The sequence below is a fragment of the Klebsiella sp. CN_Kp091 genome (genome assembly GCF_040065095.1).
Taxonomy (GTDB): Bacteria; Pseudomonadota; Gammaproteobacteria; order Enterobacterales; family Enterobacteriaceae; genus Klebsiella; species Klebsiella aerogenes.
Window position 1 is genome coordinate 113,685 of the sequence record NZ_JBEAIO010000008.1, and the last position, 26,887, is coordinate 140,571.

At 56.9% G+C, this 26,887-nt stretch carries 25 protein-coding genes; 4 read left to right on the forward strand and 21 right to left on the reverse strand.

Going from position 1 to position 26,887, the window contains the following annotated elements; genetic code table 11:
- Nucleotides 1-4 precede the first annotated feature (4 nt).
- The 8 genes from glgX to ABLV17_RS09220 all read right to left on the reverse strand — a co-directional run bounded on the left by glgX (nt 5) and on the right by ABLV17_RS09220 (nt 11,012).
- Nucleotides 5-1,981, reverse strand: a complete 1,977-nt coding sequence (glgX, locus tag ABLV17_RS09185) for a glycogen debranching protein GlgX (protein WP_113373955.1) — start codon at nt 1,979-1,981, stop codon at nt 5-7.
- Nucleotides 1,981-4,164, reverse strand: a complete 2,184-nt coding sequence (gene glgB, locus ABLV17_RS09190) for a 1,4-alpha-glucan branching enzyme (RefSeq protein ID WP_213794140.1) — start codon at nt 4,162-4,164, stop codon at nt 1,981-1,983. The genes glgX and glgB overlap by 1 nt, the downstream gene beginning before the upstream one ends.
- Nucleotides 4,165-4,402: 238 nt before the next feature.
- Nucleotides 4,403-5,509 (reverse strand): aspartate-semialdehyde dehydrogenase, encoded by a 1,107-nt coding sequence (gene asd, locus ABLV17_RS09195; RefSeq protein ID WP_113373957.1) that lies wholly within the window; start codon nt 5,507-5,509, stop codon nt 4,403-4,405.
- Between the two features lie 474 nt (nt 5,510-5,983).
- The gene (gene gntU, locus ABLV17_RS09200) at nt 5,984-7,324 is read right to left on the reverse strand and encodes a gluconate transporter (RefSeq protein ID WP_048229970.1); all 1,341 of its coding nucleotides are present in this window, start codon (nt 7,322-7,324) and stop codon (nt 5,984-5,986) included.
- Nucleotides 7,324-7,854: a gluconokinase gene (gntK, locus tag ABLV17_RS09205; RefSeq protein WP_015369339.1), complete on the reverse strand. Its 531-nt coding sequence runs from the start codon at nt 7,852-7,854 to the stop codon at nt 7,324-7,326. The genes gntU and gntK overlap by 1 nt, the downstream gene beginning before the upstream one ends.
- Nucleotides 7,855-8,047: 193 nt before the next feature.
- Nucleotides 8,048-9,043 carry a gluconate operon transcriptional repressor GntR gene (gene gntR, locus ABLV17_RS09210; protein ID WP_015369338.1) on the reverse strand — a complete coding sequence of 332 codons (996 nt, stop codon included), beginning with the start codon at nt 9,041-9,043 and terminating at the stop codon, nt 8,048-8,050.
- Between the two features lie 114 nt (nt 9,044-9,157).
- A complete protein-coding gene (locus ABLV17_RS09215; protein WP_045394827.1) occupies nt 9,158-9,853 on the reverse strand; it encodes a pirin family protein in 696 nt (231 codons plus the stop codon).
- Between the two features lie 121 nt (nt 9,854-9,974).
- Entirely contained in the window at nt 9,975-11,012 is a 1,038-nt protein-coding gene (locus ABLV17_RS09220) for an oxidoreductase (RefSeq protein WP_308957694.1), read from the reverse strand.
- Nucleotides 11,013-11,277: 265 nt separating this feature from the next.
- Between ABLV17_RS09220 and ABLV17_RS09225 the strand changes: the two genes are divergently transcribed.
- Nucleotides 11,278-11,925: a polymer-forming cytoskeletal protein gene (locus ABLV17_RS09225; protein WP_308957693.1), complete on the forward strand. Its 648-nt coding sequence runs from the start codon at nt 11,278-11,280 to the stop codon at nt 11,923-11,925.
- A 226-nt stretch (nt 11,926-12,151) separates the two neighbouring features.
- Nucleotides 12,152-12,640 (forward strand): N-acetyltransferase, encoded by a 489-nt coding sequence (yhhY, locus tag ABLV17_RS09230; protein WP_308957692.1) that lies wholly within the window; start codon nt 12,152-12,154, stop codon nt 12,638-12,640.
- Nucleotides 12,641-12,726: 86 nt separating this feature from the next.
- Here yhhY and ggt read toward each other — a convergent pair whose 3' ends face one another.
- Nucleotides 12,727-14,472, reverse strand: coding sequence for a gamma-glutamyltransferase (gene ggt / locus ABLV17_RS09235; RefSeq protein WP_308957691.1), 1,746 nt, complete (start codon nt 14,470-14,472; stop codon nt 12,727-12,729).
- Nucleotides 14,473-14,596: 124 nt separating this feature from the next.
- Here ggt and ABLV17_RS09240 point away from each other — a divergent pair, with 124 nt between their 5' ends.
- Nucleotides 14,597-14,917: a DUF2756 family protein gene (locus ABLV17_RS09240; RefSeq protein WP_271032833.1), complete on the forward strand. Its 321-nt coding sequence runs from the start codon at nt 14,597-14,599 to the stop codon at nt 14,915-14,917.
- Between the two features lie 23 nt (nt 14,918-14,940).
- Here ABLV17_RS09240 and ugpQ read toward each other — a convergent pair whose 3' ends face one another.
- The 12 genes from ugpQ to livK all read right to left on the reverse strand — a co-directional run bounded on the left by ugpQ (nt 14,941) and on the right by livK (nt 25,802).
- Nucleotides 14,941-15,681, reverse strand: coding sequence for a glycerophosphodiester phosphodiesterase (gene ugpQ / locus ABLV17_RS09245; RefSeq protein WP_271032832.1), 741 nt, complete (start codon nt 15,679-15,681; stop codon nt 14,941-14,943).
- Nucleotides 15,678-16,748: a sn-glycerol-3-phosphate import ATP-binding protein UgpC gene (locus ABLV17_RS09250; RefSeq protein WP_015703701.1), complete on the reverse strand. Its 1,071-nt coding sequence runs from the start codon at nt 16,746-16,748 to the stop codon at nt 15,678-15,680. The genes ugpQ and ABLV17_RS09250 overlap by 4 nt, the downstream gene beginning before the upstream one ends.
- Before the next feature lies 1 nt (nt 16,749).
- Nucleotides 16,750-17,595 carry a sn-glycerol-3-phosphate ABC transporter permease UgpE gene (gene ugpE, locus ABLV17_RS09255; RefSeq protein ID WP_015369329.1) on the reverse strand — a complete coding sequence of 282 codons (846 nt, stop codon included), beginning with the start codon at nt 17,593-17,595 and terminating at the stop codon, nt 16,750-16,752.
- On the reverse strand, nt 17,592-18,479 hold the full coding sequence (gene ugpA, locus ABLV17_RS09260) for a sn-glycerol-3-phosphate ABC transporter permease UgpA (RefSeq protein WP_015369328.1): 888 nt from the start codon (nt 18,477-18,479) through the stop codon (nt 17,592-17,594). The genes ugpE and ugpA overlap by 4 nt, the downstream gene beginning before the upstream one ends.
- 106 nt (nt 18,480-18,585) lie before the next feature.
- The gene (gene ugpB / locus ABLV17_RS09265) at nt 18,586-19,902 is read right to left on the reverse strand and encodes a sn-glycerol-3-phosphate ABC transporter substrate-binding protein UgpB (protein ID WP_271032831.1); all 1,317 of its coding nucleotides are present in this window, start codon (nt 19,900-19,902) and stop codon (nt 18,586-18,588) included.
- Nucleotides 19,903-20,193: 291 nt separating this feature from the next.
- Nucleotides 20,194-20,562, reverse strand: coding sequence for a type II toxin-antitoxin system death-on-curing family toxin (locus ABLV17_RS09270; RefSeq protein ID WP_064180470.1), 369 nt, complete (start codon nt 20,560-20,562; stop codon nt 20,194-20,196).
- A complete protein-coding gene (locus tag ABLV17_RS09275) occupies nt 20,559-20,780 on the reverse strand; it encodes a type II toxin-antitoxin system Phd/YefM family antitoxin (RefSeq protein ID WP_004174006.1) in 222 nt (73 codons plus the stop codon). Before ABLV17_RS09275 ends, ABLV17_RS09270 begins: the two co-directional genes overlap by 4 nt.
- Before the next feature lie 163 nt (nt 20,781-20,943).
- Nucleotides 20,944-21,657 (reverse strand): high-affinity branched-chain amino acid ABC transporter ATP-binding protein LivF, encoded by a 714-nt coding sequence (livF, locus tag ABLV17_RS09280; protein WP_086538103.1) that lies wholly within the window; start codon nt 21,655-21,657, stop codon nt 20,944-20,946.
- A 17-nt stretch (nt 21,658-21,674) separates the two neighbouring features.
- Nucleotides 21,675-22,442: a high-affinity branched-chain amino acid ABC transporter ATP-binding protein LivG gene (gene livG, locus ABLV17_RS09285; protein WP_015369325.1), complete on the reverse strand. Its 768-nt coding sequence runs from the start codon at nt 22,440-22,442 to the stop codon at nt 21,675-21,677.
- On the reverse strand, nt 22,439-23,716 hold the full coding sequence (gene livM / locus ABLV17_RS09290) for a branched chain amino acid ABC transporter permease LivM (RefSeq protein ID WP_015369324.1): 1,278 nt from the start codon (nt 23,714-23,716) through the stop codon (nt 22,439-22,441). The genes livG and livM overlap by 4 nt, the downstream gene beginning before the upstream one ends.
- Nucleotides 23,713-24,639, reverse strand: a complete 927-nt coding sequence (gene livH / locus ABLV17_RS09295) for a high-affinity branched-chain amino acid ABC transporter permease LivH (protein ID WP_015369323.1) — start codon at nt 24,637-24,639, stop codon at nt 23,713-23,715. Before livH ends, livM begins: the two co-directional genes overlap by 4 nt.
- 53 nt (nt 24,640-24,692) lie before the next feature.
- Nucleotides 24,693-25,802 carry a high-affinity branched-chain amino acid ABC transporter substrate-binding protein LivK gene (gene livK / locus ABLV17_RS09300; RefSeq protein WP_047065884.1) on the reverse strand — a complete coding sequence of 370 codons (1,110 nt, stop codon included), beginning with the start codon at nt 25,800-25,802 and terminating at the stop codon, nt 24,693-24,695.
- 422 nt (nt 25,803-26,224) lie between these two features.
- Between livK and panM the strand changes: the two genes are divergently transcribed.
- On the forward strand, nt 26,225-26,608 hold the full coding sequence (gene panM / locus ABLV17_RS09305) for an aspartate 1-decarboxylase autocleavage activator PanM (protein WP_308957690.1): 384 nt from the start codon (nt 26,225-26,227) through the stop codon (nt 26,606-26,608).
- The last annotated feature ends 279 nt before the right edge of the window (nt 26,609-26,887 follow it).

Sequence of the window (26,887 nt, forward strand, 5' to 3'; positions counted from 1 at the left end):
GGGACTATGACCTTTGAAATACGCAAACTCCGTGCGCGGGCCCATGCCAGACAGCCATGATGACCGGATTATCCTCTCCGGCGAATGGAGGAACGGCGCGCCACTCCCCCGCGGGTAAAACCATATCCGCCACCTCAGCGGTGGCATTCAGCGCGATCAACCAGCGATCGGATAACAGGATTTGCAGCCGCGCGGCGCCATGCTGCCACTCGTCGGCGTTTAACGGTTCTCCGCGCTGATTGAGCCAGCTCACGTTGCCGTCATGCTCCTGCCACCACTGATTACGGGTTAACGCCGGAATGCGCCGACGCAGGTGGATAAGCGCGGCGACAAACGCGGTTAATCCGTGATTTGCCCGCCGCCAGTCCAGCCAGGTCAAAGCATTGTCCTGACAGTACGCATTATTGTTTCCGTGCTGACTATGGCCATGCTCATCGCCCGCCAGCAGCATCGGCGTTCCTTGCGACAGCAGCAGCGTGGTCAGGAGCGCATGTACGCTATCGCGCCGCCGCTCAATCACGGCAAGATTGGCTTCTAATCCCTCTATACCATGATTGTTGCTGTAGTTATTGTTAGTCCCATCGCGATTCTCTTCGCCGTTCGCCTGATTGTGTTTCTGATTGAAACAGACACAATCACGTAGGGTGAAGCCATCATGCGCCGTGATCAAATTGATCGTCGCCGCAGGCCGCTTGCCATCGCGGGCAAAGAGGTCGCTGGAGGCGGCGAAGCGCTGGGCGAAGTCACCCAACGACACGTTTTGTTGCAGCCAGAAACGGCGCGCGGTATCGCGAAAATGGTCGTTCCATTCGGCAAACAGCGGCGGGAAGTTCCCCACCTGATAACCTCCCTGGCCAATATCCCAGGGTTCGGCAATCAGCTTTAGCGCCGACAATACCGGGTCGCGGCGAATGGCCTCAAACAGCGGCGCGTCCTGACGAAATTCCGGCGTGCGCCCCATCACCGACGCCAGGTCGAAGCGAAAACCGTCAACGTGGCACTCATCAACCCAAAATCGCAGGCACTGCAGGGCATACTCCACCACGCCAGGATGACTGAGGTTGAGCGTGTTACCGCAGCCGGTCCAGTTGTGATAATCGCCGTCGTCCCTGATCCAATAATAGCTGCGGTTATCGATACCGCGCAGGGAGACTGTCGGCCCTTCAAGATCGATTTCCGCGCTATGGTTCAGCACGATATCGAGGATCACCTCAATACCCGCCGCGTGCAGCGCTTTCACCGCATCGCGGAACTCATCGAGCGCCCGCTGCGGCTGGCTGGCGTAGCGCGGCTCCAGCGCAAACAGCGCCAGCGGGTTGTAGCCCCAGTAGTTGCTCAGCCCCATCCGCTGCAGGCGGGGTTCGCTGGCGAACTGCGCTACCGGCATCAGCTCCAGCGCGGTAATACCCAGGCGGCGGAAATAGTCGATCATCAACGGGTGGCCCAGCGCCTGATAGGTGCCGCGGATCGCCTCCGGCAGCTCCGGATGCAGCCAGGTCAACCCTTTGACGTGGGCTTCATAAATGACCGTTTCGCCCCACGGCGTGCGCGGCGGTTTATCGCCGAGCCAGTCGTAATGCAGATCGACTACCTGCGACTTTGGCGCGATGGCTGCGCTATCGCGGGCATCCGCTTCATGCATCCCGCCATGCAGACGCTCGTCGTCCAACAGTTCACCCGCCACCTGATGCGCGCAGGGGTCGAGCAGCAGCTTGGCCGGATTGAAGCGATGCCCCTGCGCCGGATCCCACGGCCCGTGCACCCGATAACCGTAGCGTAGCCCCGGACGCGCATCGGCCAGCCAGCCGTGCCAGATGTCGCCGCTGCGCGCCGGTAGGTCGTAGCGCCGCTCGTTGCCCTGCTGGTCGAACACGCAGAGCTCCACCCGCTCGGCGTGGGCGGAAAACAAGGTGAAGTTCACCCCTTTGCCGTCATAGCTGGCGCCCAAAGGCGCCGGTTTTCCCGCGGCAAGCGTCGTCATCAGGCCTCCCGTACCAGCCAGATGGTCGCCAGCGGCGGCAGGGTAATCGACAACGAATGCTGACGACCATGGCTGGCGACGGGCTCGCTCTCAACCACGCCGCCATTTCCGGCGTTACTGCCGTGATAATGCATCGAGTCAGTGTTCAATTCTTCGCGCCAGCGTCCCGGCTGGTTAATGCCGAAACGGTAGTTGTGGCGCGGCACCGGGGTGAAGTTGCTGGCGACGATAATCTCATTGCCGGCTTTATCGCGGCGCACAAAGATAAATACCGAACGCTCATGATCGTCGACCACCAGCCATTCGAAGCCGTAGGGATCGAAATCAAGTTCATGCAGCGCTTTATGGTGGCGGTAGGTGTGGTTCAGGTCGCGCACCAGCCGCTGGACGCCATGGTGCCAGTTGTCGCCGCCCTCCAGCAGATGCCAGTCGAGACTGGCGTCGTGATTCCACTCGCGGCCCTGGGCAAATTCATTGCCCATAAACAGCAGCTTTTTGCCCGGGAAGGCGAACAGCCAGCCGTAATAGGCGCGCAGGTTGGCAAAGCGCTGCCATGCGTCCCCCGGCATGCGGTCGAGAATCGATTTTTTGCCGTGCACCACTTCATCGTGGGAGAGCGGCAGCACGAAGTTCTCGGTGTAGTTGTAGAGCATGCCGAAGGTCATTTTGTCGTGATGGTAGCGACGATGAACCGGATCGAGCTTCATATAGTCCAGCGTGTCGTGCATCCAGCCGAGATTCCATTTGAACCAGAAGCCGAGGCCGCCGTCGGCGGGCGGGCGCGTCACGCCGGCAAAATCGGTGGACTCTTCCGCCATCGTTACCGCGCCTGGCGTCTGCTCGCCGAGAATACGGTTGGTGTTACGCAGAAACTCGATCGCTTCGAGATTTTCCCGCCCGCCGTATTCGTTAGGGATCCACTCGCCCGCTTTACGGCTGTAGTCGCGGTAGATCATCGACGCCACCGCGTCGACGCGCAGCGCGTCAATGCCGAAGCGCTCGATCCAGTACAGCGCGTTACCCACCAGGTAATTGCTGACTTCGCGGCGGCCGTAGTTATAGATAAGGGTATTCCAGTCCTGGTGATAACCTTCGCGCGGATCGCTGTGTTCATACAGCGAGGTGCCGTCAAATGAGGCCAGCGCAAAGTCATCCGCCGGGAAATGGCCCGGAACCCAATCGAGGATCACGTTAAGGCCTGCTGCGTGGGCGGCATCGATGAAATAGCGGAAATCTTCACGGGTGCCGAAGCGGCGTGTCGGGGCGTAGAGGCCGGTCGGCTGGTAGCCCCAACTGCCGTCGAACGGGTGTTCGTTCACCGGGAGCAGTTCAAGGTGGGTGAAGCCCATCCATTTTGCGTAGGGCACCAGTTGGTCCGCCAGTTCGCGGTAGCTTAGCCAGAAGTTATTGTCGGTATGGCGGCGCCAGGAACCGAGGTGCACTTCATAGATAGAGATCGGCGCATCGAACTGGTTCGCGGCTTTGCGTTCCGCCGGCTGTTCGACTTTGGGCGGCAAATCGCAGATAAGCGACGCGCTTTCCGGGCGCATTTGCGACTCAAAGGCGTAAGGGTCGGCTTTGACGCGCAGATTGCCGTGGGCATCGATCAGCTCGAATTTATACAGCTGGCCATTAAGCGCGCCGGGGATGAAGAGTTCCCAGATACCAGACTCTTTGCGCAGGCGCATCGGATGGCGTCGACCATCCCAGTAGTTAAATTGCCCCACTACGGAAACCCGCCGGGCATTAGGCGCCCAAACCGAAAAGCGCGTACCGGTGACGCCATCCATGGTGTCGGCGTGCGCGCCCAGGGTTTCGTAAGGGCGCAGGTGCGTTCCCTCGGACAACAGCCAGGCGTCAACATCCTGCAGCAGCGGGCCGAAACGGTAAGGGTCGTCAATCAGGTTTTGCTGTCCGTGCCAGGTGACGGCCAGCTGGTAGCGAAAAGCGTTTTTACGCCGCGGCAGCAGGCCGCTAAAGAATCCGCGCGAATCGAGGCATTCGAGTTTGCCGACTTTACGCCCGGTTTTTGGTTCAATAACCCACACTTCGGTGGCGTCTGGTAATAATGCGCGAACTTCCAGCCCCGCCTCGGTGCGGTGCATGCCAAGCACGGAAAAGGGATCCGCGAAATGACCTGCAATAAGCGCATTAATCACGTCTCTATCGATTCGATTCGACATGCTTTCATCCTGTTGTAAGTGTCGCCCTTTCCTGTAACCGGCGACTTTTTTGACCTGAACGGCGCAGCACCAACGTGCATCCTCCTGCTCCGTCCCACCTTCAGGTAAGGAACTCCTTACTTAAAGCATAGCCAAGGCTGCGTTACCTCCGTGGGGAAAAATCCAACATCCGCGTTTACTCCTTGTATTACGCAAAAAAAAAGGGGTGTATCCACACCCCTTATCGTTTGTCCTGCGTTTACGCCAGCTGTCGTAGCATGCGGCGCAACGGTTCGGCGGCGCCCCACAGCAGCTGGTCGCCGACGGTAAAGGCCGACAGATACTCAGGACCCATGTTCAGTTTACGCAGGCGCCCTACCGGGGTGGTCAGGGTGCCGGTCACCGCGGCTGGGGTCAGCTCGCGCATGGTGATTTCACGATCGTTTGGCACCACTTTGGCCCACGGGTTATGCGCGGCCAACAGCTCCTCAACGGTCGGGATAGAAACATCTTTCTTCAGCTTGATGGTAAACGCCTGGCTGTGGCAGCGCAGCGCGCCGACGCGCACGCACAGACCATCGACCGGGATCGGCGACGCGGTGGCGAGAATTTTGTTGGTCTCCGCCTGGCCTTTCCACTCTTCGCGGCTCTGGCCGTTATCAAGCTGTTTGTCGATCCATGGGATCAGGCTGCCCGCCAGCGGCACGCCAAAGTTATCGACCGGCAGGTCGCCGCTGCGGGTCAGCGACGTCACTTTGCGCTCGATATCGAGAATCGCGGAAGCCGGGTTCGCCAGCTCGCTCGCCACGTGGCCATGCAGTTGGCCCATCTGGCTCAGCAGTTCGCGCATATGGCGCGCGCCGCCGCCGGAAGCCGCCTGGTAAGTCGCCACGCTGACCCACTCCACCAGGTCATGGGCAAACAGGCCGCCGAGGGACATCAGCATCAGGCTCACCGTACAGTTGCCGCCGACGAAGGTTTTGATGCCGTTATTCAGGCCAGCGGTAATCACATCCTGGTTAACCGGGTCGAGAATAATGATCGCATCGTCTTTCATGCGCAGCGAAGACGCCGCGTCAATCCAGTACCCCTGCCAGCCGCTTTCGCGCAGCTTCGGGTAAATCTCGTTGGTGTAATCGCCGCCCTGGCAGGTAACAATAATGTCCAGCGCCTTCAGCGCTTCCAGATCGAATGCATCCTGAAGCGTCCCCCCGGTACTGCCGCCGAATGACGGCGCGGGCTGACCCAGCTGAGAGGTGGAGAAGAAAACAGGGCGAATGGCGTCGAAATCACGCTCTTCCACCATGCGTTGCATGAGAACAGAGCCGACCATTCCACGCCAACCGATAAAACCAACATTTTTCATAACGTATTCCTGCGAGGTGTGTGCTGTTAGTGCCAGGCCAGTTTCCAACTGGGATGTCCTTCACATTACAAAATGCAGCTAAAGTCGCAAGTGAAATTAATCAATGATTGCGCGCCAATCAGAAAAGCAACTTATCCCGCACTCCGCCTACCGTCGCTGGTAGTCATAAAAAGCGTAAAGATTATCGGGCAAATAACCCGCGTAATGGAATATTTTCCGTCGCTATTTTATTGATCCTGATTATGGATTCAGCGCGAAAAATATTGCTTTCACGCTTGCGAAAAAAAACGGACAAAGCCTTGTGCCGCAAGGCCTGACGAGCAATACGATCATTGTCGTAGAGCTGATATTCACGGCAAAAGGAAGTGGAAAAGAGGGGAAAAAAGCGTGTTACCGAAGAGAATCCAGGGTAAGCGGTATTACCCTGGTTTTTCCCCCGGATACCGTGGTGGCGTCCGGGGAAATTATTTTTACTTAGCTCAGCAGCTGGAAAGCAATCATCCCGACAATGGCGCCGGTGGTGCCAAGGATGGTTTCCATCATCGTCCAGGTTTTCAGCGTCTGCGCTTCGCTGGCGCCGGTGAACTTACCGAACAGCCAGAAGCCGGCATCGTTTACGTGGCTCACCACAATCGAACCACCCGCGATACAGATGGAGAGAGCCGCCATTTGCGCGCCGCTGTAGTTCAGTTGCTCAATGACCGGCATCACCAGGCCGACCGCCGTCAGACACGCCACGGTCGCGGAGCCCTGAATAATACGCACGGCAGCCGCCAGCACAAAGCAGGTAATCGCAATCGGCAGACCCAGGCCAGTCAGCGCTTCGCCGAGCGCCGGGCCGACGCCGGAGTCCACCAGCACCTGCTTGAAGACGCCGCCTGCGCCAATCACCAGCAGAATAATACCCGCCGGCTGCAGCGCCGCGCCGCAGATCTCCATCACGCGATCTTTCTCCATCCCCTGACGTACCGCCAGGCCGTAAATCGCTACCAGGCAGGCAACCAGAATCGCGGTGAATGGGTGGCCGATAAACTCGAACCATTCATAGGCGGTGGATCCCACCGGCACAAAGCGCGCGGCGATGGTTTTCAAGCCGACCAGCACCAGCGGCAGCAGGATCAGCGAGAGGCTAAAGCCGAAGGACGGCATTTTACCTTCGCCGAGATGCGGTTCGCTGATATCGTCAGGAATGTGCAGCTCAACGTAGCGGCTGATGAAGTTACCCCACAGCGGGCCGGCGATAATCATCCCCGGAATAGCAGCGCAGAGGCCAATCAGGATCATCCAGCCGAAATCGGCGTGCATCTGCGAAGCCAGCAGCATCGGCGCGGGCCCCGGCAGCAGGAATGCCGCGGCGGCGGCTACGCCGGCGAACAGCGGGATCACCAGCTTCACGAGGTTAGTGCCGGTATGGCGCGCCATGGAAAACGCGACGCTAATCAGCAGCACGATCGCCACTTCAAAGAATAGCGGCAGCGCGCAGATAAGGCCGGCAAGACCAATCGCATAGTGCGCGCGGTTGTGGCCGAAGGATTTCAGCATTTTCACCGCAATCTGGTCGACCGCGCCGGTTTCATGCAAAATTTTACCGAACATCGCGCCCAGCGCGACGACTATCGCCAGGAAGCCCAGCGTGCCGCCCATCCCTTTTTCCATCGTCGCCGCGATTTTATCCAGCGGCATACCGGAAAAGAGACCTGCGCCAATAGAAACCACCATCAAAGCCACGAAGGCGTGCATACGCGCCTTCATGACTAAAAACAGCAGCAGCAATACCGAGCCGACTGCTGTTAAAACAAGCGTTAAAGTACTCACTAGTTACTGCCTTTGTTAATCACCTCAATGGTGCTGGCGACCACGCCTTCCAGTGACTGGTCGATATCGACGATAAGCACATCGCTTTCGTCAGCGCCTGGTTCCTGCAGTGTTTCAAACTGCGTCACCAACATTTGGGTTTTGAAGAAGTGCCCTTTACGCGCCTTCAGACGGCTTTCAATCACGTCGAAGTCGCCTTTCAGGTAGATAAAGGAGAGGTTCGGGTTGCCCTTGCGCAGAATGTCGCGGTAGCTTTTTTTCAGCGCCGAACAGACGATCAGCGAAACTTTGTTGGTGCGCTGCATGGCGAATGCCGCGTCATTCAACGCCTGCAGCCACGGGGTGCGGTCATCGTCGTTCAGCGGCTCGCCGGAAGCCATCTTGGTGATGTTGCTGCGCGGATGCAGAAAATCGCCATCGAGAAACGCGGCTTTCAGTTGATGCGCCACTTCGCTGGCGACGGCGGATTTACCGCTGCCGGAAACGCCCATCAGGACATAGACGTGGTGATCATGGTTAGTCGTGCTCAAAGCGTCCTCCCACTGGACTGGTGCGCCGCGTCGGAGCTGACTGATACAGCGCGAAGGCGGCGTACTGATTAATGATTACGGGCAAGTGTTACGGGTAACTGTTATCGGTAACATTGTCATGCCGGACCCTGGGAGAAGCAATAACCATTCGTGCCAGATGTGAATATGTGTGATCTACTTCAAACTTGTCGATTTAAATAGATCCACCCGGTGACAATGTGAAACCTAAATCTAACATCTTAGGGGTAATCGTCTCACCACGGATGCGCGCCAGCAGACGCTCGGCGCCGATGCGCCCCATGCGCTCACGTGGGGTCAGTACGCTGGCAAGACGCGGCTCCATCACCTGACCGATATCGTGACCGTGGAAACCGGCTATCGCCATGTCGTCCGGAATTTTCAGACCCAGACGCTGACACTCGAACGCCGCGCCGACCGCGAGGTCATCGTTGGTACAGAAGATGCCGTCGAGCTGTGGATATTCGCGGCGCGCCTGACGCATCAGCTCAATCCCCGACGAGTAGGAAGAAGATTGCTCCACCATCACGCTGTAGGGCGTCATGCCGGCATCAAGCATCGCCTGCTCGTACCCCTTCTGTTTGATGATAGTACGTTCATCCAGACGCGCGCCGAGATAAGCAACGTGGCGGTGGCCGCGGGCGATAATCGCCGCCGTCATCTGCCGCGCCGCTTCGAAGTTATCGAAACCGACGGCAATGTCGAGGCACGGCGACTGGCTGTCCATCAGCTCAACCACCGGGATGCCGGCGACTTCAATCATTTTCAACGTGCGCGGCGTGTGGGTACGTTCGGTGAGGATCAGGCCGTCAATATTCCAGGAGAGCATCGATTCGAGACGCTTCTCTTCCATCTCCGGCTTATAGCCGTAGTGCGCCAGCATGGTTTGATAACCGAAGGCGTCGGTGACGCTTTCGATGCCGCGCAGCACTTCCGAGAAGACCTGGTTGGTTAACGATGGCAGCAGCACGCCGATGGCGCGGCTGGTGGCGTTGGAGAGAATATCAGGAGCGCGATTGGGAATATAACCCAGCTCATCGAGTGCAACGGCAATCTTGCCACGCAGGGCCTCAGAAACCTGTTCCGGGTTACGTAAATAGCGACTGACCGTCATTTTGGTCACGCCGACAAGATCGGCTACATCCTGAAGTACGGGTCTTTTCTTTTTCATCGTCCTGACTGTGATCGGCTGGGAAACATTTTCTCAGTTTATCACGGACAAAGCGCAACCTTCCCCGATGTTGGAGAAGGTTGCGCAATTTATTTAACCTGGCTCAGATAACTATCAAACCGGCGGCAGATCGAACAGCAATATTTCGCTATCGCTGTCGGCGTGAACCGAAATCGCCTGCTCGTCCCAAATCGCCAGACCATCGCTGGTGGTGGCTTTGGTGCCGTTAATCGTCACTTCGCCTTTCACTACCTGGATCCACACGCGACGTTCCGCGGCAATCTGGTGAACCGACTGCTCATCTTTCAGCAGCGCCCAGCGATACAGCTCCATATCCTGGTACACTTTCAGCGAACCCTCGCGCGCATCTGGCGACAGCACCAGCTGTTTGCCCTGCGCGGCATCAAAGCGGCGCTGCTCGTAGCGCGGCGTAATGCCGGTTTCTTCTGGAATAATCCAGATCTGATACAAACGCAGGCGGTCGGTGCTGCTCGGGTTGTACTCAGAGTGACGTACGCCGGTACCCGCGCTCATAATCTGGAACTCGCCAGCCGGAACCTGCTCTTTGTTACCCATGCTGTCCTGGTGCTCAACCGCGCCTTCCAGCACATAAGTCAGGATTTCCATGTCTTTGTGCGGATGGGTGCCAAACCCCTGGCCGGCGTCGATTACGTCATCGTTAATCACGCGCAGCGCGGAGAACCCCATAAAGTTCGGGTCGTAGTAGTTGGCGAAAGAGAAAGTATGCCAGGAATCCAGCCAGCCATGGTTAGCGTGGCCACGTTCGTTAGCTTTGCGTAAGTAGATCATGTTGCACCCCCGTATGTTTTCGATGGAGTAAGTGTGGACCCATTCCGCCGGCGATCATAGAGGGTGAAAATTGACTCCTCTGTTCAAAAAATATGAACAAGCGACGAGGAGCCAGATTTTCTTATTTTGCGAGGGTAATAGTAGCCGGAGAAGGCTGTTCAAAGCCGCGCTGCAGAATCTCCATATTGGTGAGAACTTCAGATTCCTTGACGTAATTCGGCTGGCCGTTAACGAGGGTGTCATACAGCGCGTCATACACTCGTCCGTAGTCGCCGCTTTCCAGCGGCACCTCTTCACGTACCTCCACGCCCGCCTCGTTGATGTAGACCAGTTGCCCTACGCTGTCATCAGCGCCGAACCCCGCGTCGCCCGGCATAATGTTGGCCTTCAGGCTGGTCTCCTGCTGGTCAATGCCGTATTTCACAAACGAGCCTTTATGGCCATGAACGATAAATTTCGGGTAGTCAATCTGCACCAGATGGCTGGTTTTGACGATCGCTTTCAGGTCGCCATAAAACAGTTGAGCTTCAAACGTGTCATCGGGATTGGCTTTATTGCGTAGTGATCGCAGATCGTAGGAAACATGATCCGGGCGACCAAACAGCGAAATGATCTGGTCCATGGTATGCACCCCGAGGCCGTAGAAATCGCCGCTTTGCGGTCCCCCCTGGAGGGTTTCCGCCACCGGTCGGTAGTTATCAAAATGACTTTCAATTTCCACCAGCTCGCCGAGCTTACCGCTTTCAATCACCTTTTTGGTGGTCAGGAAACAGGAGTCGAAGCGGCGGTTCTGGTAAGGCGTTACCGTCAACCCTTTGCTTTTCGCCAGCGCGAACAGGGTCTTCGCCTCTGCAAGCGTCGGGGTGAAGGGTTTTTCAACCAATACGTTTTTCCCTGCTTCCAGCGCCCGCTTCGCGTATTCGAAGTGGCTATCGGCATGGGTGCAGACCACTACCAGCTTGACCTGCGGGTCGTTCAGTACTTCATCGAGGTCGCTGGTGAAGTGGATATGGGAATACGCCGGCGCCTGTTCTTCCGGCCTGGCGCTGCGGCGATAAATATGCGCGACGTGCCAGCGGTCTTTGCGATGCAGGACGTAAGGAAGGTGGTAGCGGGTCGTGCTTTTACCAAAGCCAATAAATGCGCAGTGCAGAATCATAACGCTGTCCTTAGTTGATGTGCTGCCTTTAACCATAGCGCAAGCAGGCGGCTCACTTCATCCCCCTTTTCCTCTAAGCAGGAAAATTCACCGGCAAAATATTTCGGTTATCACTCATACGTAATTTTTAATAAGAGATTGATTAATAAGCGATTAAAACGCCATTTTTCAACAGAAAGTCTTGATCCCAATGACGAAACTGCGGATAAGTGAAGGGCAAAACCAGGACGTTGCTAAAGACTAACGGAGTAGCCAGCCGCTGCTGATGGAAAAAACGTATCTCGCCATAAACTGCGCCATTTTTTTCTGGCTTCTCGCACTGATCGCCTGGTTTAGCGATGAGATCGCGCTGGCGCGCCTGGCGGCCGTCTGTACCCTCTTCGCATTCCTTATTCATACCCAACGGGAAAAAATTAACGCTATGTTTATGAAGAAAAATAAAACCGAAGCGCAGGCTGCTGAAGTCGCTGTGCCAACCGTGGCGGCAGCAGAGCCAGAAACAGCAAGCATCAAAAAACAGGAAACCACGGTGATCGCCAGCGGGGTGCATTTTGTCGGCAACATCGTCGCCTGCGGCCATGTTTATATACATGGCCAGGTCACCGGCAACATTGAGGCCAAAGAACATCTGATTAAGGTGATGCGCGAGGGTCACGTGGAGGGCAATATCAGTTGCCGGGAACTGATCGTCGACGGCAAGGTACATGGCCAGTGCCGTGGCGATAGCATCGCTATTGAGGAACATGGCAACCTCGACGGCACCCTCGCCTATCGCACGCTGGCGATTAAAAAGGGCGGCCTCTTTACCGGCAGCGCCGAAGTGTTGGCCACCGCGGAGAGCAAAAATAAAAACAATATCGTCGGCCTGGTCGCAGAAGAAGCGGTGAAATCCGCCAAATCGCAACACGCCTGAAATGAGCGCAAAAAAAAGCCAGCACCCGGCTGGCTAAAGTAATACTGGAAGCAATGTGAGCAATGTCGTGCTTTCAGGCTTTCCGCAAGGGTCTCCCTGAATGCAGGACAATAATAATCATTCTCATTCGCACTTGTCTACATTTTTTTGCAAATAATGCGTGTTGACTCGAACGCCGGAGTCAGTGATGTTTAAAGGGTCTTTTTAACCAAATGAGGAACAAGGAATGAGTGACATCGTGATACGCCATGCTGAACCGAAAGATGTTGACGCGATTCGTCAAATTCACGCCCAGCCGGAGGTGTATCACAACACGCTACAGGTTCCTCATCCATCGGAGCATATGTGGCGGGAGCGGCTAACCGATACTCCCGGCGTGAAGCAGCTGGTGGCCTGTATCGATGGGCAAGTCGTCGGCCATTTAAGCATTGCCGTCGTCCAACGCCCCCGCCGTAGCCACGTCGCCGATTTTGGTATCAGCGTAGATTCGCGCTGGCATAACCGCGGCGTCGCCAGCGCCCTGATGCGTACCATGATTGATATGTGCGACAACTGGCTGCGGGTCGATCGCATCGAGCTCACCGTCTTTGCCGATAACGCCCCGGCGGTCGCGGTGTATAAGAAGTACGGCTTTGAGATCGAAGGCACCGGCAGGCGCTATGCGCTGCGCAACGGCGAGTATGTGGATGCGTATTATATGGCGAGAATGAAGTAGCGTGTTGCCGGGTGGCGGCTTCGCCTTACCCGGCCTACGTTCGCACACTTGTAGGCCCGGTAAGCGCAGCGCCACCGGGCAACACCTTAATACCCCGCGGTCAAATCACCGGGCGAACGCGGATCGGAGGCGCCATACAGCGTACCGTCCGGCCCCACCATAATGCTCTGGGTACTACCCATCGCCTCTTTCAGCGCGACTTTCTGCCCTTTCGCTTCCAGCAATTTCACGGTATCCGGGCTAAAACCTTTCTCCACCCGCAGCTCGTCCGGCAGCCACTGGTGATGGAAGCGCGGCGCATTGGTGGCCTCCGCGACGTTCATTCCGAAATCAATGGTGTTGACCACCATTTGCAGCACGGTGGTAATAATACGGCTACCGCCCGGGCTACCGGTCACCAGCCAGGTTTTCCCGCCTTTCACCACAATCGTCGGCGACATCGACGATAGCGGGCGTTTTTTCGGCCCCACCGCATTGGCGTCGCCGCCGACTAAACCATAAACGTTAGGCACGCCGGGCTTCGCCGAGAAATCATCCATCTGGTTGTTGAGTATAATTCCGGAGTCGCCGGCCACGATGCCGGTGCCAAAGGTGGTATTCAACGTATAGGTGACCGCCACCGCATTGCCGTCTTTATCGACCACCGAGAAGTGGGTGGTCTGGTTGCTTTCATACGGCGCCAGCTTGCCCGGACGGATCTGGCTGGAAGGCTTCGCCTTGTTCACGTCAATCTCGGCGGCAATCGCTTTGGCGTAAGCCTTGCTGGTCAACGCCTGCCACGGCACTTTGACGAAGTCAGGGTCGCCGAGATATTCAGAACGGTCGGCATAGGCGTGTTTCTCCGCCTCCGCCATTACCTGCATGGCGTCGGCGCTGCCAAAACCATATTTCTGCATATCGAAGTTTTCGAGGATATTGAGGATCTGCACGATGTGGATCCCGCCAGAGGACGGCGGCGGCATGGAGTAGACCTCATAGCCGCGATATTCACCGCTAATCGGCGTACGCTCCACGGCCTTGTAGTTGGCGAGATCGGCTTTGGTGATAAGCCCGCCGTGTTTTTTCATCTCACCGGCAATCTGGTCGGCGATAGCCCCTTTATAGAAGGCGTCCGGGCCGTGCTCGGCAATCAACTCCAGGCTTTTACCCAGATTCTTTTGCACCAGCCGGTCGCCTTTTTTCAGCGGCTCGCCGTTCTTCCAGAAAATCGCTTTGCTGTTTTCATGCTGCGGGATCACTTCGCTGCCGTAGGTTTTTAAATCGTCAGCCAGCGCATCGTTAACGATAAACCCCTCCTCCGCCAGCTTAATCGCCGGGCGGACCACCTTATTCAGCGGCATAGTGCCGTATTTTTCCAGCGCGAGGGAGAAGCCCGCGACACTGCCTGGGGTACCGGAAGCGAGATGTGAAGTCAGCGATTTTTTACTATCAGGATTGCCATGTTCATCGAGGAACATATCGCGGGTGGCCTGTTCCGGGGCCATCTCGCGGAAATCGATCGCCGTGGTTTTACCGTCTTTAGTTCGCAGCATCATAAAGCCGCCGCCGCCGATATTACCGGCCTGCGGATGCGTCACCGCCAGCGCATAGCCAACGGCAACCGCTGCATCGACGGCGTTGCCGCCCTGGCGCAGAATATCTACGCCGACGCGGGTCGCCAGCGCATCCACCGAGGCCACCATCCCCTGCTGGGAGCGCACTGGGTGAAACACGTCTTCCTCAACGCCATACGAGACAGGCGGCGGGGGCGGCGGATTGGCGGCAACGGTAAAGCTGCCCCCCGCCAGTAACGCTGCGATGACCACCTGACGCCATATTGTTGTTTTTATCATTGTCTTACTCCTGAAAAGTAGGTTTTATCTCCCGGCTTAAGCCTGGTTGATAACTCCTAAAAAATCATTGTTATGGCGAATTCGAGGTACACTTAAGTGATCCCACGCACGGGAGGAGAAAACAATGAAAGCGATTTTATTCCTGGCGGCGCTGATGCCGCTCGGCGTTTTAGCACAGCCGATTAACATCGATAACAACCCTAACCAGCCGGGTTATGTGGTGCCCAGCCAGCAGCGTATGCAAAATGAGATGAAGGTGCAGCAACAGCAGCAGCAAAGCATGCTGAAGCAGAATCTGAATAATCAGACGCATATGCAGCAACAGCATTTGCAAAATCAGCTGCAGACCAATCAGCAGCGCGCGGCGCAGGGCGGCAATCTCAATACGCAACCGCAGGTACTGCCGAACAACAACGGCGGGATGCTGCGGCAGACTACCCCGTAAAGATCGTCCGCCGTAAATCAGTCTTAAGGCTGGAAATTCGGCCCGATGACGTCAATAGCATCGGTGCATATGCAGTCTACGCCCCAGCGCAGCAGCTCGGCGGCGCGCTGGGGTTTATTGACCGTATACACCAGAATATGCAGGCCGGCCTGTTTCAGGCTCGCCACCCGCGCCGCATCCAGCAGCTTGTGGTTGAGATGAATTGACACGCAGCCCAGCCGGGCGGTCAATTCGCGCCAGTCATCGCGCCACTCATCCAGCAGCAACCCGCGCGGCAGCTCGGGCACGGCTTCCTGCGCCGCTTCCAGCGCATCAATTTCAAAGGATGAGAGCAGCGGCGCGGTCATGCCTTTCCACAAATCGCGCGCGGCCAGCGCCACCACTTTGCCGGTCTGCGGCCCTTGCCCGGTAGTCGGCTTAATTTCGATATTCGCCATCATACCGTGACGACGGCAACGCTCCGCTACCTGGGAGAGCAGCGGCAGCGGTTCGCCCTTAAACTCGCGGCTGAACCAGCTGCCGGCATCAACCTTCAGCAGATCGTCCCACGCCAGCTCGCCCGCCACGCCCCAGCCGTTGCTGGTGCGTTCGAGATTATCGTCATGCAGCAGAAAGATCTGCCCGTCCTTCGACAGCTTGGCGTCAAATTCAATCATCGTGTGCCCGAAGCGGGCGCCGACGTCGATAGCCGCCAGGGTGTTCTCCGGCGCCAGTTTACCGCCGCCGCGATGGGCGACGATGCGGGGATAAGGCCAGTTACTCATGCGCGTTGTCCTGTTTCACCATCAAAGAGGTGCAGATGTTCCAATGGCAGATGCAGCCATAGCGTACTGCCGCCCGCCGGGCGCTGCTGATGCGGCAATCTGACCACCAGCTTCTGCTCTCCCCAGCGCCCGTGGGCGAGGTTATCGGCACCTAAAATTTCCAGCGTATCCATCAGCAGCGGGATGCCGCCTTGCGCCTGCGAGCTTAAAATAAAGTGCTCCGGGCGGATACCGAGAGTCATTTTACGCCCGGCGTAGCGCCGATGCTCGTGATTCATCGGCAGCTGTATGCCGCCTTCCAGCTCAAAGCGGCCGCCGTCATCGCTCACCCGCCCCTCCAGCAGATTCATTGCCGGGCTGCCTATAAAGCTTGCCACAAAGCGGCTGGCGGGCTTTTCGTACACTTCGACCGGCGTGCCGATCTGCTCGGCAATCCCCTTATTCATTACCATCACCCGCTGGGCAAGGGTCATCGCTTCGACCTGATCGTGGGTGACATACAGCGAGGTGGTTTTCAGGCGCCGATGCAGCTGTTGCAGTTCCAGACGCATCTGCACGCGTAGCTTGGCGTCGAGGTTTGACAACGGTTCGTCGAACAGGAATACCGCCGGGTCACGCACGATGGCGCGGCCCATCGCCACGCGCTGGCGCTGACCGCCGGACAGTTCCCGCGGGCGGCGCTTGAGCAGGCCATCCAGCTCAAGAATACGCGCCGCCTCCTGCACGCGCTCGGCAATCAATCCCTTACCCATGCCGCGAATCTTCAATCCCCACGCCATGTTCTCTTCCACGCTCATATGCGGATAAAGCGCATAGTTCTGGAACACCATCGCGATGCCGCGATCCTTCGGTTCCATTTCGGTCACCCGTTTACGGTCAATCCAGATATCGCCGCTGGTCACTCGTTCAAGTCCGGCAACCATCCGCAACAGCGTTGATTTCCCGCAGCCCGACGGGCCGACCATGACGATAAACTCCCCGTCCGCCACGTCCAGCGTCAGCGGTTGAATTACCTGGGTTTTGCCATCCCAGCTTTTGCTTACTGCCTGTAGTTTTAAACCAGCCATTTTATTTCTCACTATCGACCAGGCCGCGCACAAACGCGCGCTGCATGGCTAAAACGATGACGACCGGCGGGATCAGGGTCAGCAGCATCGCCGCCATTACCTGATTCCACTGGGTAGTACCTTCACCGGTGGCGATCATGCCTTTAATACCGGCGACGGCGGTGCCAAGATTCACATCCTGAATAATCAGCAACGGCCATAGATACTGGTTCCAGCCGTAGATAAAGGTGATAACGAACAGCGCGGCGAGGTTGGTTTTCGACAGCGGCAGCACGATGTCGCGAAAGAAGCGCATCGGCGAAGCGCCATCAATACGCGCCGCTTCAATCAGCTCGTCCGGCAGAGTCATAAAGAACTGGCGAAACAGGAAGGTGGCGGTAGCCGAAGCCATCAACGGCAGCGTTAACCCGGCATAGCTGTCGAGCATTTTGAGGTTGGCGATCACTTCCACCGTCGGAAAAATACGCACCTCGACCGGCAGCATCAGGGTGATAAAGATCATCCAGAAGAACAGGTTACGCAGCGGAAAGCGGAACCAGACGATGGCGAACGCCGAAAGCATCGACACCACGATTTTGCCGACCGTAATGGCGAACGCCATGATGAAGCTGTTGAGCATCATCAGCCAGAACGGCGCGCTGTTGACGCCGACCCCGTTCACCCAGATGGTCTTCATGTTCTCCAGCAGATGCCCTCCGGGAATCAGCGTCATCGGCGTTTCGAACACCGATTTGTTATCCAGCGTCGCCGCCACGAAGGCGACGTACAGCGGGAATAAAATGACGGCAATGCCCAGAATCAGCATGGTGTGGCTGAAAATCGTCAGCCCGCGACGGTTCTCAATCATTGGTAACGCACCTTACTTTCAACGTAACGGAACTGCACCACCGTCAGGATAATGACGAGGAACATCAGCACCACCGACTGCGCGGCGGAAGCGGAAAGATCGAGCCCGGCGAAACCTTCGCGATAAATTTTGTAGATTAGGGTGGTGGTCGCCTGCACCGGGCCGCCGGCGGTGGCGGCATCAATTACCGGGAAGGTGTCGAAGAAGGCGTAAACCAGGTTGACCACCAACAGGAAGAAACTCACCGGCGCAATCAGCGGCAGCGCCAGCTTGAAGAAGCGACGAATCGGCCCGGCGCCGTCGATGGCGGCGGCCTCAACCAGCGAACGCGGGATCGACTGCAGCGCGGCGAAGAAGAACAGGAAGTTGTAGCTTATCTGCTTCCAGACCGAGGCGAAGACCACCAGGAACATCGCCTGGCCGCTGTTCTGCGCGTGGTTCCAGTCGTAACCCAATTCGCCAAGGAAATGAGTGATCAGCCCGCGTCCGGGATTGAAGAGGAAGATCCACAGCACCGCCGCGACGGCGGGAGCCACGGCATACGGCAACAGCATCAGCGTTTGATAAAAGCGGCTGCCGCGCACCACATAGTCGACCAGCGCGGCAAAAAACAGCGAAATAAGCAGGCCGCTGACGGTTACCAGGGTGCTGAATTTTATGGTCGTCCAGAAAGAGTCCAGATAGTACGGGTCGTGGAACAGCGTGACGAAGTTATCCAGGCCGACAAACTGGCTGGAAAGGCCAAACGGATCGACGCTCTGCAGCGAGTACCACAGCGCTTCGCCCGCGGGCCAGATAAAGAAAATCAGCGTGATAATCAGCTGCGGCGCGACCAGCACATAGGGCAGCCAGCGCGAGCGGAATACCGGACGGGATGATGACATTGAGATTTGGTTCCTGAACAATGCCGGGTGGCGGCTACGCCTTACCCGGCCTACATAGGGCACATCGTAGGCCCGGTAAGCACAGCGCCACCGGGCAAGTTACAGATTACGATTTGGTTGCTTGCTCGAAACGGCGCAGCAGTTGATTCCCGCGCTGAACGGCGGAATCCAGCGCCTGTTGCGGGGTTTTCTTGCCGGTCCACACGCTCTCCAGCTCTTCATCGACGATGGTGCGAATTTGCGGCATGTTGCCCAGGCGCAGGCCTTTGGTGAACGGCAACGGCGGCTTGTTCAGCATCTGGCGGGTGGCGATATCAGCACCTGGATTCTTATCATAGAAGCCCTGCTGGCGCGTCAGATCGTAGGCCGCGGTGGTAATCGGCAGGTAGCCGGTTTTCTGGTGCCACTCGGCGGCGTTTTCCGGTTTGGTCAGGAAGTCGAGGAACTTCGCCACGCCGGTGTAGGTCTCTTTGTCCTTGCCCTGCATTACCCACAGGCTGGCCCCGCCGATAATGGCGTTCTGCGGCGCGCCTTTCACATCGGCGTCGTAAGGCATCATGCCGACGCCATAGTTGAATTTCGCATACTGACGAATATCCGCCAGCGAGCCGGATGAGGCGGTAGTGATCGCGCAGTCGCCGTTATAGAACTTCTCGGTGGATTCATCCTTACGCCCGAAATAGCTGAAATCGCCCTTCTTGTTCATCTCTTCGAGCAGGGCGATATGTTTCACCTGCTCCGGCTTGTTGAACTCCAGCACCGCGTCGGTGCCGTCAAAACCGTTATTTTTCGTGGCGACCGGCAGGCCGTGCCAGACGCTGAAGTTTTCAATCTGGATCCAGCCCTGCCAACCGCTGGCGTAGCCGCACTTCATTCCGGCCGCTTTCAGCTTCGCGGTATAGGCCGCCAGATCCTGCCAGGTTTTCGGCGGCTGCTCAGGGTCTAAGCCCGCTTTCTTGAAGGCGTCTTTGTTGTAGTACAGCACCGGTGTGGAACTGTTAAACGGCTGGGAGAGCAGATGGCCGGTTTTTGAGTCGGTGTAATAACCGGACACCGTCGGCACGAACTGCGATTCATCGAACTTAATACCCGCATCGCTAAAGACCTGGTACACCGGCTTAATGGCTTTTGACGCCATCATGGTAGCGGTGCCGACTTCATACACCTGCAGAATCGCCGGCGCGTTGCCGGTACGGAAGGCGGCGATACCGGCGCTCAGGCTTTGCTCGTAGTTGCCTTTATACACCGGAACAATTTTGTAATCAGGATTGGCCGCGTTGAAACGTTGCGCCAGAGAATCAACTTCTTTACCCAACTCCCCTTCCATCGAGTGCCAGAAAGGGATGGTGGTTACTGCCAGTGCCTGACCGGCAACTGCCAGGCTAAGCGCCAGTCCTAAAGCTGTATGTCGTAACGATATCATCGGTTATCTCTCTTGTTGTTCCGGATGCGCGATTTCACGCGTTTTATGTTCGCGGGGTAACATGACATGTTCGAATTACAGAAAAATAACTTTTTTATTACAAAAAAAAGATAGTAACGGGTCAGAGAGATGACAAGCCGATGAAAGGATGGGGGAAGTAAAGTGGGAGCTGAGACACGGATAATATTTGTACGATCGGCTCCCGGGGTCGGCGCAAGCGCCTCGCCCGGGCTACAACGGCTTGGGTAGCCCGGCCAAGCGAAGCGCCGCCGGGTTGCAACGAGTTAACTGTCATCCGCGCAAGCGCGCGACAATCTGTTCCAGGGTAAGTTGCCCTGCTGCCGCCTCGACGGTCATGCCGACGAAGTCCGGATTCGCCGACAATATAATTCCATTTCGCTTTAAAAAAAGCAGGGTGATAAACAGTGCCGTACGCTTATTACCATCATTAAATATATGACCGCGAGAAATCGCCAGCAAATGCATCGCAGCGAGTCGCCACACGTCTGTCACACCTTCATATTCAATTTTGTTTAGCACCCTATACATTATCGCTTCGGCACGCCCCGGATCGGGCATACCGGCAACGCCAGGCGTGACGCGGAGCAGCCTGTCGTGAAACTGTATTATCTCTTCCGCTGAGATAATCTGCAGCGTCATTTATCCGCAAGCTCCCTGATCTCATCACCATGAACCGCCATGATAGCCGCGAACTCATCATCCATTCTGGCCGCCTGGTAGCGTTCAAACTCTTCTGCGCTAATGATGACTGCAGATTTATGCCCACGACGGGTAATGGTCACAGGTACACCTGTCACTGCGCTTTCCAGCACATCGGCCAGATTTTGCCGGGCTTCGCTATAGTTAACCGTTCTCATAAAAACCTCCAAAGCTGTACTCTTTTATTGTACAACATACATGTACAAAAAAAGAGCCAACAGGCTCTTTTAAATGTATTTGTGCGATCGGCTCCCGGGGTCGGCGCAAGCGCCTCGCCCGGGCTACAAACCGGCGAAGTGAACGACGCCGGGTTACGATGAACTAACCGCCGAGATAGGCGCTGCGCACCGCCTCGTTGGCCAACAGCGCGTCGCCGGTATCCTCAAGCACTACGTGACCGTTTTCCAGTACGTAGCCGCGATCGGCGAGCTTCAGCGCCTGGTTGGCGTTTTGCTCCACCAGGAAGATAGTCATCCCCTGCTCACGCAGCTGCTCGATGGTGTCGAAAATCTGCTGAATGATAATCGGCGCCAGCCCTAATGAGGGCTCATCAAGCAGCAGCAGGCGCGGCTGGCTCATCAGAGCGCGACCGATCGCCAGCATCTGCTGCTCGCCGCCGGACATGGTGCCGGCGCGCTGAATACGGCGTTCATGCAGACGCGGGAACAGCTCATACACCCATTTGATGCGGGTATGAAACTGGTCGCGGTCGGCAAAAAAACCGCCCATCGCCAGGTTCTCTTCTACCGTCATGCGCGAAAAGACGCGTCGCCCTTCCGGCACGATCGCCACCGCTTCACGCATGATTTTCGCCGTCTGCCAGTCGGTAATATCCTTACCGTCAAAGACAATGCGCCCGCTGGAGGCCCGCGGATCGCCGCACAGCGTACCGAGCAGGGTAGTTTTCCCCGCACCGTTGGCGCCGATAAGCGTGACGATCTCACCTTGTTTGATATGCAGGCTGACGTTGTGCAGCGCCTGGATCTTGCCGTAGTGGGCGCTAACATTGTCAAAAGTTAACATCGCTTTTTCCATCTTATGCGTCACCACCATTATGCTTCACCTAAATAGGCGCGGATCACGTCCGGGTTATTACGAATCTCTTCCGGCGTCCCGTTGGCCAGCGGCGTCCCCTGGTTCACGACGTAGATGCGATCGGAAATGCCCATCACCAGCTTCATATCATGTTCGATAAGCAGGATGGTGGTGTTGTGATGGCTACGCAACTCGGCGATAAGCTCATCCAGCTCTTTGGTCTCTTTCGGGTTAAGCCCCGCCGCCGGTTCGTCGAGCATCAGGATCTCTGGCTGCGTCACCATACAGCGGGCGATCTCCAGCCGGCGCTGGTCGCCGTAGGCAAGGTTACTGGCCTGACGGTTGGCGTGCTCCAGCAGGCCGATACGCTCAAGCCAGGTGGCGGCCCGATCCAGCGCTTCGCTCTGCGCGCGACGGAAGGCCGGCGTTTTCAGCAGGCCGGAGAAAACGCCGGTTTTCAGCTGTTGATGCTGCGCCACCAGTAGATTTTCAATTACCGTCATTTCGCGGAACAGACGCACGTGCTGGAAGGTTCGCACCACCCCCATCCGCGCAATCTGCTGGCCCGGCAGCCCTTCCAGGTGCTGGTCGCGCAGCATAATGGTGCCGCCGGTAGGCTTATAGAAACCGGTCAGGCAGTTAAAAACGGTGGTCTTACCCGCGCCGTTCGGGCCGATTAAGGAAACGATTTCCTGCGGACGTAGCTCAAGGGAGACGTTATTGACCGCCAGCAGGCCGCCAAAACGCATCATCAGGCCGTTCACGGATAATATTGGCTGACTCATGCCTGCTCTCCTTTCGCCTGACCGTTTTTCAGCTTCAGCTGCGGGCGCGTCATCGGCAGCAGCCCCTGCGGACGCCAGATCATCATCAGCACCATCAACCCACCGAGCATTAACATGCTGTATTCGTTGAAATCACGCATCAGCTCGCGCGATACCACCAGCAGAATAGCCGCCAGGATCACCGCAAACTGTGAGCCCATCCCACCCAGCACGACGATCGCCAGCACAAAGGCCGACTCGGCGAAGGTAAAGGATTCGGGGCTCACGAAGCCCTGGCGCGCGGCGAACAGCGTGCCGGCGAAGCCGGCAAACGCGGCGCTGATAGTAAAGGCGGTCAGCTTGATGCGCGTCGGGCTCAGGCCCAGCGAACGGCAGGCGATTTCATCTTCACGCAGCGCTTCCCACGCCCGCCCGAGCGGCATCCGCAGCAGACGGTTAATAACGAACAGGCTGAGCACCACCAGCAACAACGCCACCAGGTAGAGGAAAATCACCCGGTCGCTGGGATCGTACTTCAGGCCAAAGAAGTTGCTGAAGGTATCCCAGCCGCCTTCGCGGGCGGTACGGCTAAATTCAAGACCAAAGAAAGTCGGTTTCGGGATCTGGCTGATACCGTTCGGCCCGCCGGTGATCTCGGTATTGTTGAGCAGCAGAATGCGCACGATCTCGCCGAAGCCTAAGGTCACAATCGCCAGATAGTCGCCGCGCAGACGCAGCACCGGGAAGCCCAGCAGGAAGCCGGCCGCCGCGGAAACCAGGCCGGCCAGCGGCAGGCAGGTCCAGAAACCGAGACCGTAATAGTGGTTAAGCAGCGCAAAGGTATAGGCGCCGATGGCGTAAAACCCGCCGTAGCCCAATACCAGCAGGCCGGAAAGCCCAACTACCACGTTCAGTCCGAGACCAAGGATGATATAAATCATCGTCAGGGTGGCGATATCCACCGTGCCGCGCGACACCATAAACGGCCAGGCCACGGCAATGACCAGCAGGGCTATCAGGAACAGCTTCTGCTTGACCGTCGACCCGTCAATCGCCGGCATAATAAATTTCGGCCCGGAGACGTTCTTAACCGCTTTCTGGAACAGCGGGCGCAGCAGCTGGAAGAAAAAGACCACCGCAGTGCCGATGAAGATCCACTGCCAACGAATATCGGCGGCGGTGTCGACCACCAGTTTGGTGCCATTCAACTCCAGCTGCACGCCCATAAAGACGCCAGCCAGAACAAAGAACATCGCGGCGGAAAGCAGCGCCATCGCAATTTGCATCGGTTTCATACTTTTTCTACCTCCGGGCGGCCCAGAATGCCGGTCGGCATCACTAACAGCACCAGAATCAGCAGCGCGAAGGAGACGACGTCCTTATATTCGGTGCTGAGATAGGCAGAAGAGAGCGCCTCGGCGATACCCAGAATCAGGCCGCCGATCATCGCGCCAGGGATACTGCCGATACCGCCGAGCACGGCGGCGGTAAAGGCCTTCATCCCGGCCATAAAGCCGATGTAGGGGTTAATAACGCCGTAGAACTGCCCCAGCAGAACGCCTGCGACCGCCGCCATCGCCGCGCCAATGACGAAGGTCAGCGCAATAACGCGGTCGGTATTGATGCCCAGCAGGCTCGCCATTTTCAGATCTTCCGCACAGGCACGACAGGCGCGGCCCATTCGCGAATAGCGAATAAACAACGTCAGCGCCAACATGGCGATAAAGGTAACGACCCAGATGACCAGCTGCATGGTGGTGATAGTGGCGGAGAAATTATCGCTGTGGCCGACAATCCACTGGCCGTTAAAGAGACTCGGCAGCGCGACATCGCGCGAGCCTTCGGTCAGGCTGACGAAATTCTGCAGGAATATCGACATCCCGATGGCGGAAATAAGCGCAATCAGGCGCTTGGAGCTGCGTACAGGCCGATAGGCCACGCGCTCGATACTCCAGCCGTAGGCGCTGGCAATAATGATAGCGCCGATAAAGCCTGCGGCGACCAGCAGCCAGCCGGTATCGATCCCCAGCATCATTAGGGCGGCGATAATCATGAACGAGACGTAGCTGCCGATCATGTAGACCTCGCCGTGGGCGAAGTTAATCATGCCGATAATGCCGTAAACCATCGTATAGCCGATGGCGATCAGCGCATAGGTACTGCCCAGCGTGACGCCGTTAAACATCTGCTGCAGAAAATAGAGAAACTGCTCGGACATAAGGTAACCTTTTTCATGCCGCCCGCGCGGTGCGGGCGGTGGGATAACGCGTCTTACTTAGCGACGGTGGATGAACCATCCGCGTGCCACTGGAAGACACCAAATTCAAATCCCTTCAGATCGCCTTTTTCATCCCAATTCAGCGGCCCAATCACGGTCTTCGCGCCGTGAGCTTTCAAATCTTTAATTAAATCCAGCGGCTGCTGGCTGCCGGTTCTGTCCATCGCTTGCGCCAGCGACTGAACGGCGGCATAGGTGATCCAGACGTACGGGCCGCTCGGATCTTTTTTATCCGCTTTCAGCGCATCAACAATAGCGCTGTTGGCCGGATCCTGGTCATAGCGTTTTGGCATCGTCACCAGCATACCTTCCGCCGCCGCGCCGGCGATGTTGGACAGCGAGGCGTTACCGACGCCTTCCGGCCCCATAAACTGCGTTTTCAGGCCGACGGAGCGCGCCTGGCGCAGCATCTGCCCCATTTCCGGGTAGTAGCCGCCGTAGTAGACAAAGTCGATATTCTCTTTCTTCAGGCGCGCCAGCAGTGCGGAGAAGTCTTTCTCGCCGGCGGTGATGCCATCAAAGAAGACGATATTGGCGCCAGCTTTCTTCAGGTTGTCCTGCACGGAACGCGCCAGCCCTTCGCCGTACTGCTGCTTGTCATGAATAATCGCAATACGCTGCGGCTTCACGTGTTCGAGGATATATTTCGCGGCGGTCGGCCCCTGGGAAGAGTCAAGACCTGCGGTACGCATGATGTACTGGTAGCCACGCTGGGTCAGTTCCGGATTGGTCGCCCCAGGGGAGATCATCAGGATGCCTTCATCTTCATAGATATCCGAAGCCGGCTGGGTGGAGGAGGAACAGAGGTGGCCAATAACGTACTGAATGCCGTCATTGACGATTTTGTTAGCGACCGCGACCGCCTGTTTCGGGTCGCAGGCGTCGTCATACTCAACGCCAACCAGTTTGTCGCCTTTAATGCCGCCGCTGGCGTTAATGTCTTTAATCGCCTGGCGCGCGCCGTTGAATTCCATATCGCCCCACTGGGCAACCGGGCCAGACATCGCGCCGACGACGGCGACTTTAATATCCTTTGCCATCGCCGCGTGGGAAATCGCTAATGCAACGACTCCCGCGACGATCGTTTTCGCGTTCCTTTTCATGCTTCAGAACCCCGTTCGTGATGTGGTGTAAATGTTTTGTATTTTTATGGTTAAAAAGCATTCTGTGCTTTTATTAAACAACGCCATTTTTACCATGAAGTTTAATGGTTTAGCGCGGTTTTTTACCTGAATTATGATTAAAATCTCTATTTTTCAGGTGATTAAGAAAAGATAATATTCTGGTTTTAGGCGAAGATAAACAAAAAAAAGTCCAGTTCACAGCATAAAATAACGGCATATAAGGCGGAATAAAACGCTACATATCAGGTTAAAATTCTGCTTATTTTTCGATCCATGATGTATTGCGCTACCCCCGCGCAACCAGGAAAACGAATCCCCTGATGAATGAGTGCAAAACAGCGCCCCGCCAAACAAGAAATTTGAGTACACTGTCGCATCTGTTTTGACTGGAACTGCCGCGTATGAAGCTCACTATTATCCGTTTACAGCACTTCAGCGATCAGGATCGCATTGATTTAGGCAAAATCTGGCCGTCGCAGGATCCTGCGACGCTGATGCTGGACGATAACCATCGTATTTACGTCGCCCGCTTTAACGAACGTCTGCTCGGCGCCGTACGCGTTACCCTGCGCGGCGTCGAAGGCGAGCTCAGCGAGCTGTGCGTGCGTGAAGTCACCCGCCGCCGCGGCGTTGGGCAATATTTAGTGGAAGAGGCGTTAAGCGATAACCCGAATATCAATAGCTGGCGCGTTGCCGATAGCGGGGTGGAAGACCGCGGCGTAATGGCAGCATTTATGCAGGCGCTCGGTTTCAGCGCCCAGCAGAATGGTTGGGAGAAGCATTAAGCCGTAGCCCCAATAAACGCAGCGTGACCAGGGAAGAACCCGGCGGCGCTTCGCTTAGCCGGGCTACCTGGAAATTGTAGCCCCGGTAAGCGCAGCGCAACCGGGGTTGAGGGCCGCAGACAACGCATCTGCGGCGTGAAAGGCGCCCTCACATTTAACCCAGCATTTCGCGTTGCAGGAAGGCGTCAAGACCCGAAATCCCCGGGAGCTTACATCAGTAAGTGACCGGGGTTGAGGGCCGCAGACAACGCATCTGCGGCGTGAAAGGCGCCCTCACAT

What these genes read in the sequence shown, in the direction of transcription:
- livG (WP_015369325.1), bottom strand. Translation starts at nt 22,442, where the DNA reads ATGAGTCAGCCAATATTATCCGTGAACGGCCTGATGATGCGTTTTGGC.
- ugpB (WP_271032831.1), bottom strand. Translation starts at nt 19,902, where the DNA reads ATGATATCGTTACGACATACAGCTTTAGGACTGGCGCTTAGCCTGGCA.
- ugpA (WP_015369328.1), bottom strand. Translation starts at nt 18,479, where the DNA reads ATGTCATCATCCCGTCCGGTATTCCGCTCGCGCTGGCTGCCCTATGTG.
- ugpQ (WP_271032832.1), bottom strand. Translation starts at nt 15,681, where the DNA reads ATGAGTAACTGGCCTTATCCCCGCATCGTCGCCCATCGCGGCGGCGGT.
- ABLV17_RS09220 (WP_308957694.1), bottom strand. Translation starts at nt 11,012, where the DNA reads ATGATTCTGCACTGCGCATTTATTGGCTTTGGTAAAAGCACGACCCGC.
- glgX (WP_113373955.1), bottom strand. Translation starts at nt 1,981, where the DNA reads ATGACGACGCTTGCCGCGGGAAAACCGGCGCCTTTGGGCGCCAGCTAT.
- livH (WP_015369323.1), bottom strand. Translation starts at nt 24,639, where the DNA reads ATGTCCGAGCAGTTTCTCTATTTTCTGCAGCAGATGTTTAACGGCGTC.
- ABLV17_RS09270 (WP_064180470.1), bottom strand. Translation starts at nt 20,562, where the DNA reads ATGACGCTGCAGATTATCTCAGCGGAAGAGATAATACAGTTTCACGAC.
- panM (WP_308957690.1), top strand. Translation starts at nt 26,225, where the DNA reads ATGAAGCTCACTATTATCCGTTTACAGCACTTCAGCGATCAGGATCGC.
- ABLV17_RS09240 (WP_271032833.1), top strand. Translation starts at nt 14,597, where the DNA reads ATGAAAGCGATTTTATTCCTGGCGGCGCTGATGCCGCTCGGCGTTTTA.
- gntR (WP_015369338.1), bottom strand. Translation starts at nt 9,043, where the DNA reads ATGAAAAAGAAAAGACCCGTACTTCAGGATGTAGCCGATCTTGTCGGC.
- ggt (WP_308957691.1), bottom strand. Translation starts at nt 14,472, where the DNA reads ATGATAAAAACAACAATATGGCGTCAGGTGGTCATCGCAGCGTTACTG.
- ugpE (WP_015369329.1), bottom strand. Translation starts at nt 17,595, where the DNA reads ATGATTGAGAACCGTCGCGGGCTGACGATTTTCAGCCACACCATGCTG.
- ABLV17_RS09275 (WP_004174006.1), bottom strand. Translation starts at nt 20,780, where the DNA reads ATGAGAACGGTTAACTATAGCGAAGCCCGGCAAAATCTGGCCGATGTG.
- ABLV17_RS09225 (WP_308957693.1), top strand. Translation starts at nt 11,278, where the DNA reads ATGGAAAAAACGTATCTCGCCATAAACTGCGCCATTTTTTTCTGGCTT.
- glgB (WP_213794140.1), bottom strand. Translation starts at nt 4,164, where the DNA reads ATGTCGAATCGAATCGATAGAGACGTGATTAATGCGCTTATTGCAGGT.
- asd (WP_113373957.1), bottom strand. Translation starts at nt 5,509, where the DNA reads ATGAAAAATGTTGGTTTTATCGGTTGGCGTGGAATGGTCGGCTCTGTT.
- livK (WP_047065884.1), bottom strand. Translation starts at nt 25,802, where the DNA reads ATGAAAAGGAACGCGAAAACGATCGTCGCGGGAGTCGTTGCATTAGCG.
- yhhY (WP_308957692.1), top strand. Translation starts at nt 12,152, where the DNA reads ATGAGTGACATCGTGATACGCCATGCTGAACCGAAAGATGTTGACGCG.
- ABLV17_RS09250 (WP_015703701.1), bottom strand. Translation starts at nt 16,748, where the DNA reads ATGGCTGGTTTAAAACTACAGGCAGTAAGCAAAAGCTGGGATGGCAAA.
- livF (WP_086538103.1), bottom strand. Translation starts at nt 21,657, where the DNA reads ATGGAAAAAGCGATGTTAACTTTTGACAATGTTAGCGCCCACTACGGC.
- livM (WP_015369324.1), bottom strand. Translation starts at nt 23,716, where the DNA reads ATGAAACCGATGCAAATTGCGATGGCGCTGCTTTCCGCCGCGATGTTC.
- ABLV17_RS09215 (WP_045394827.1), bottom strand. Translation starts at nt 9,853, where the DNA reads ATGATCTACTTACGCAAAGCTAACGAACGTGGCCACGCTAACCATGGC.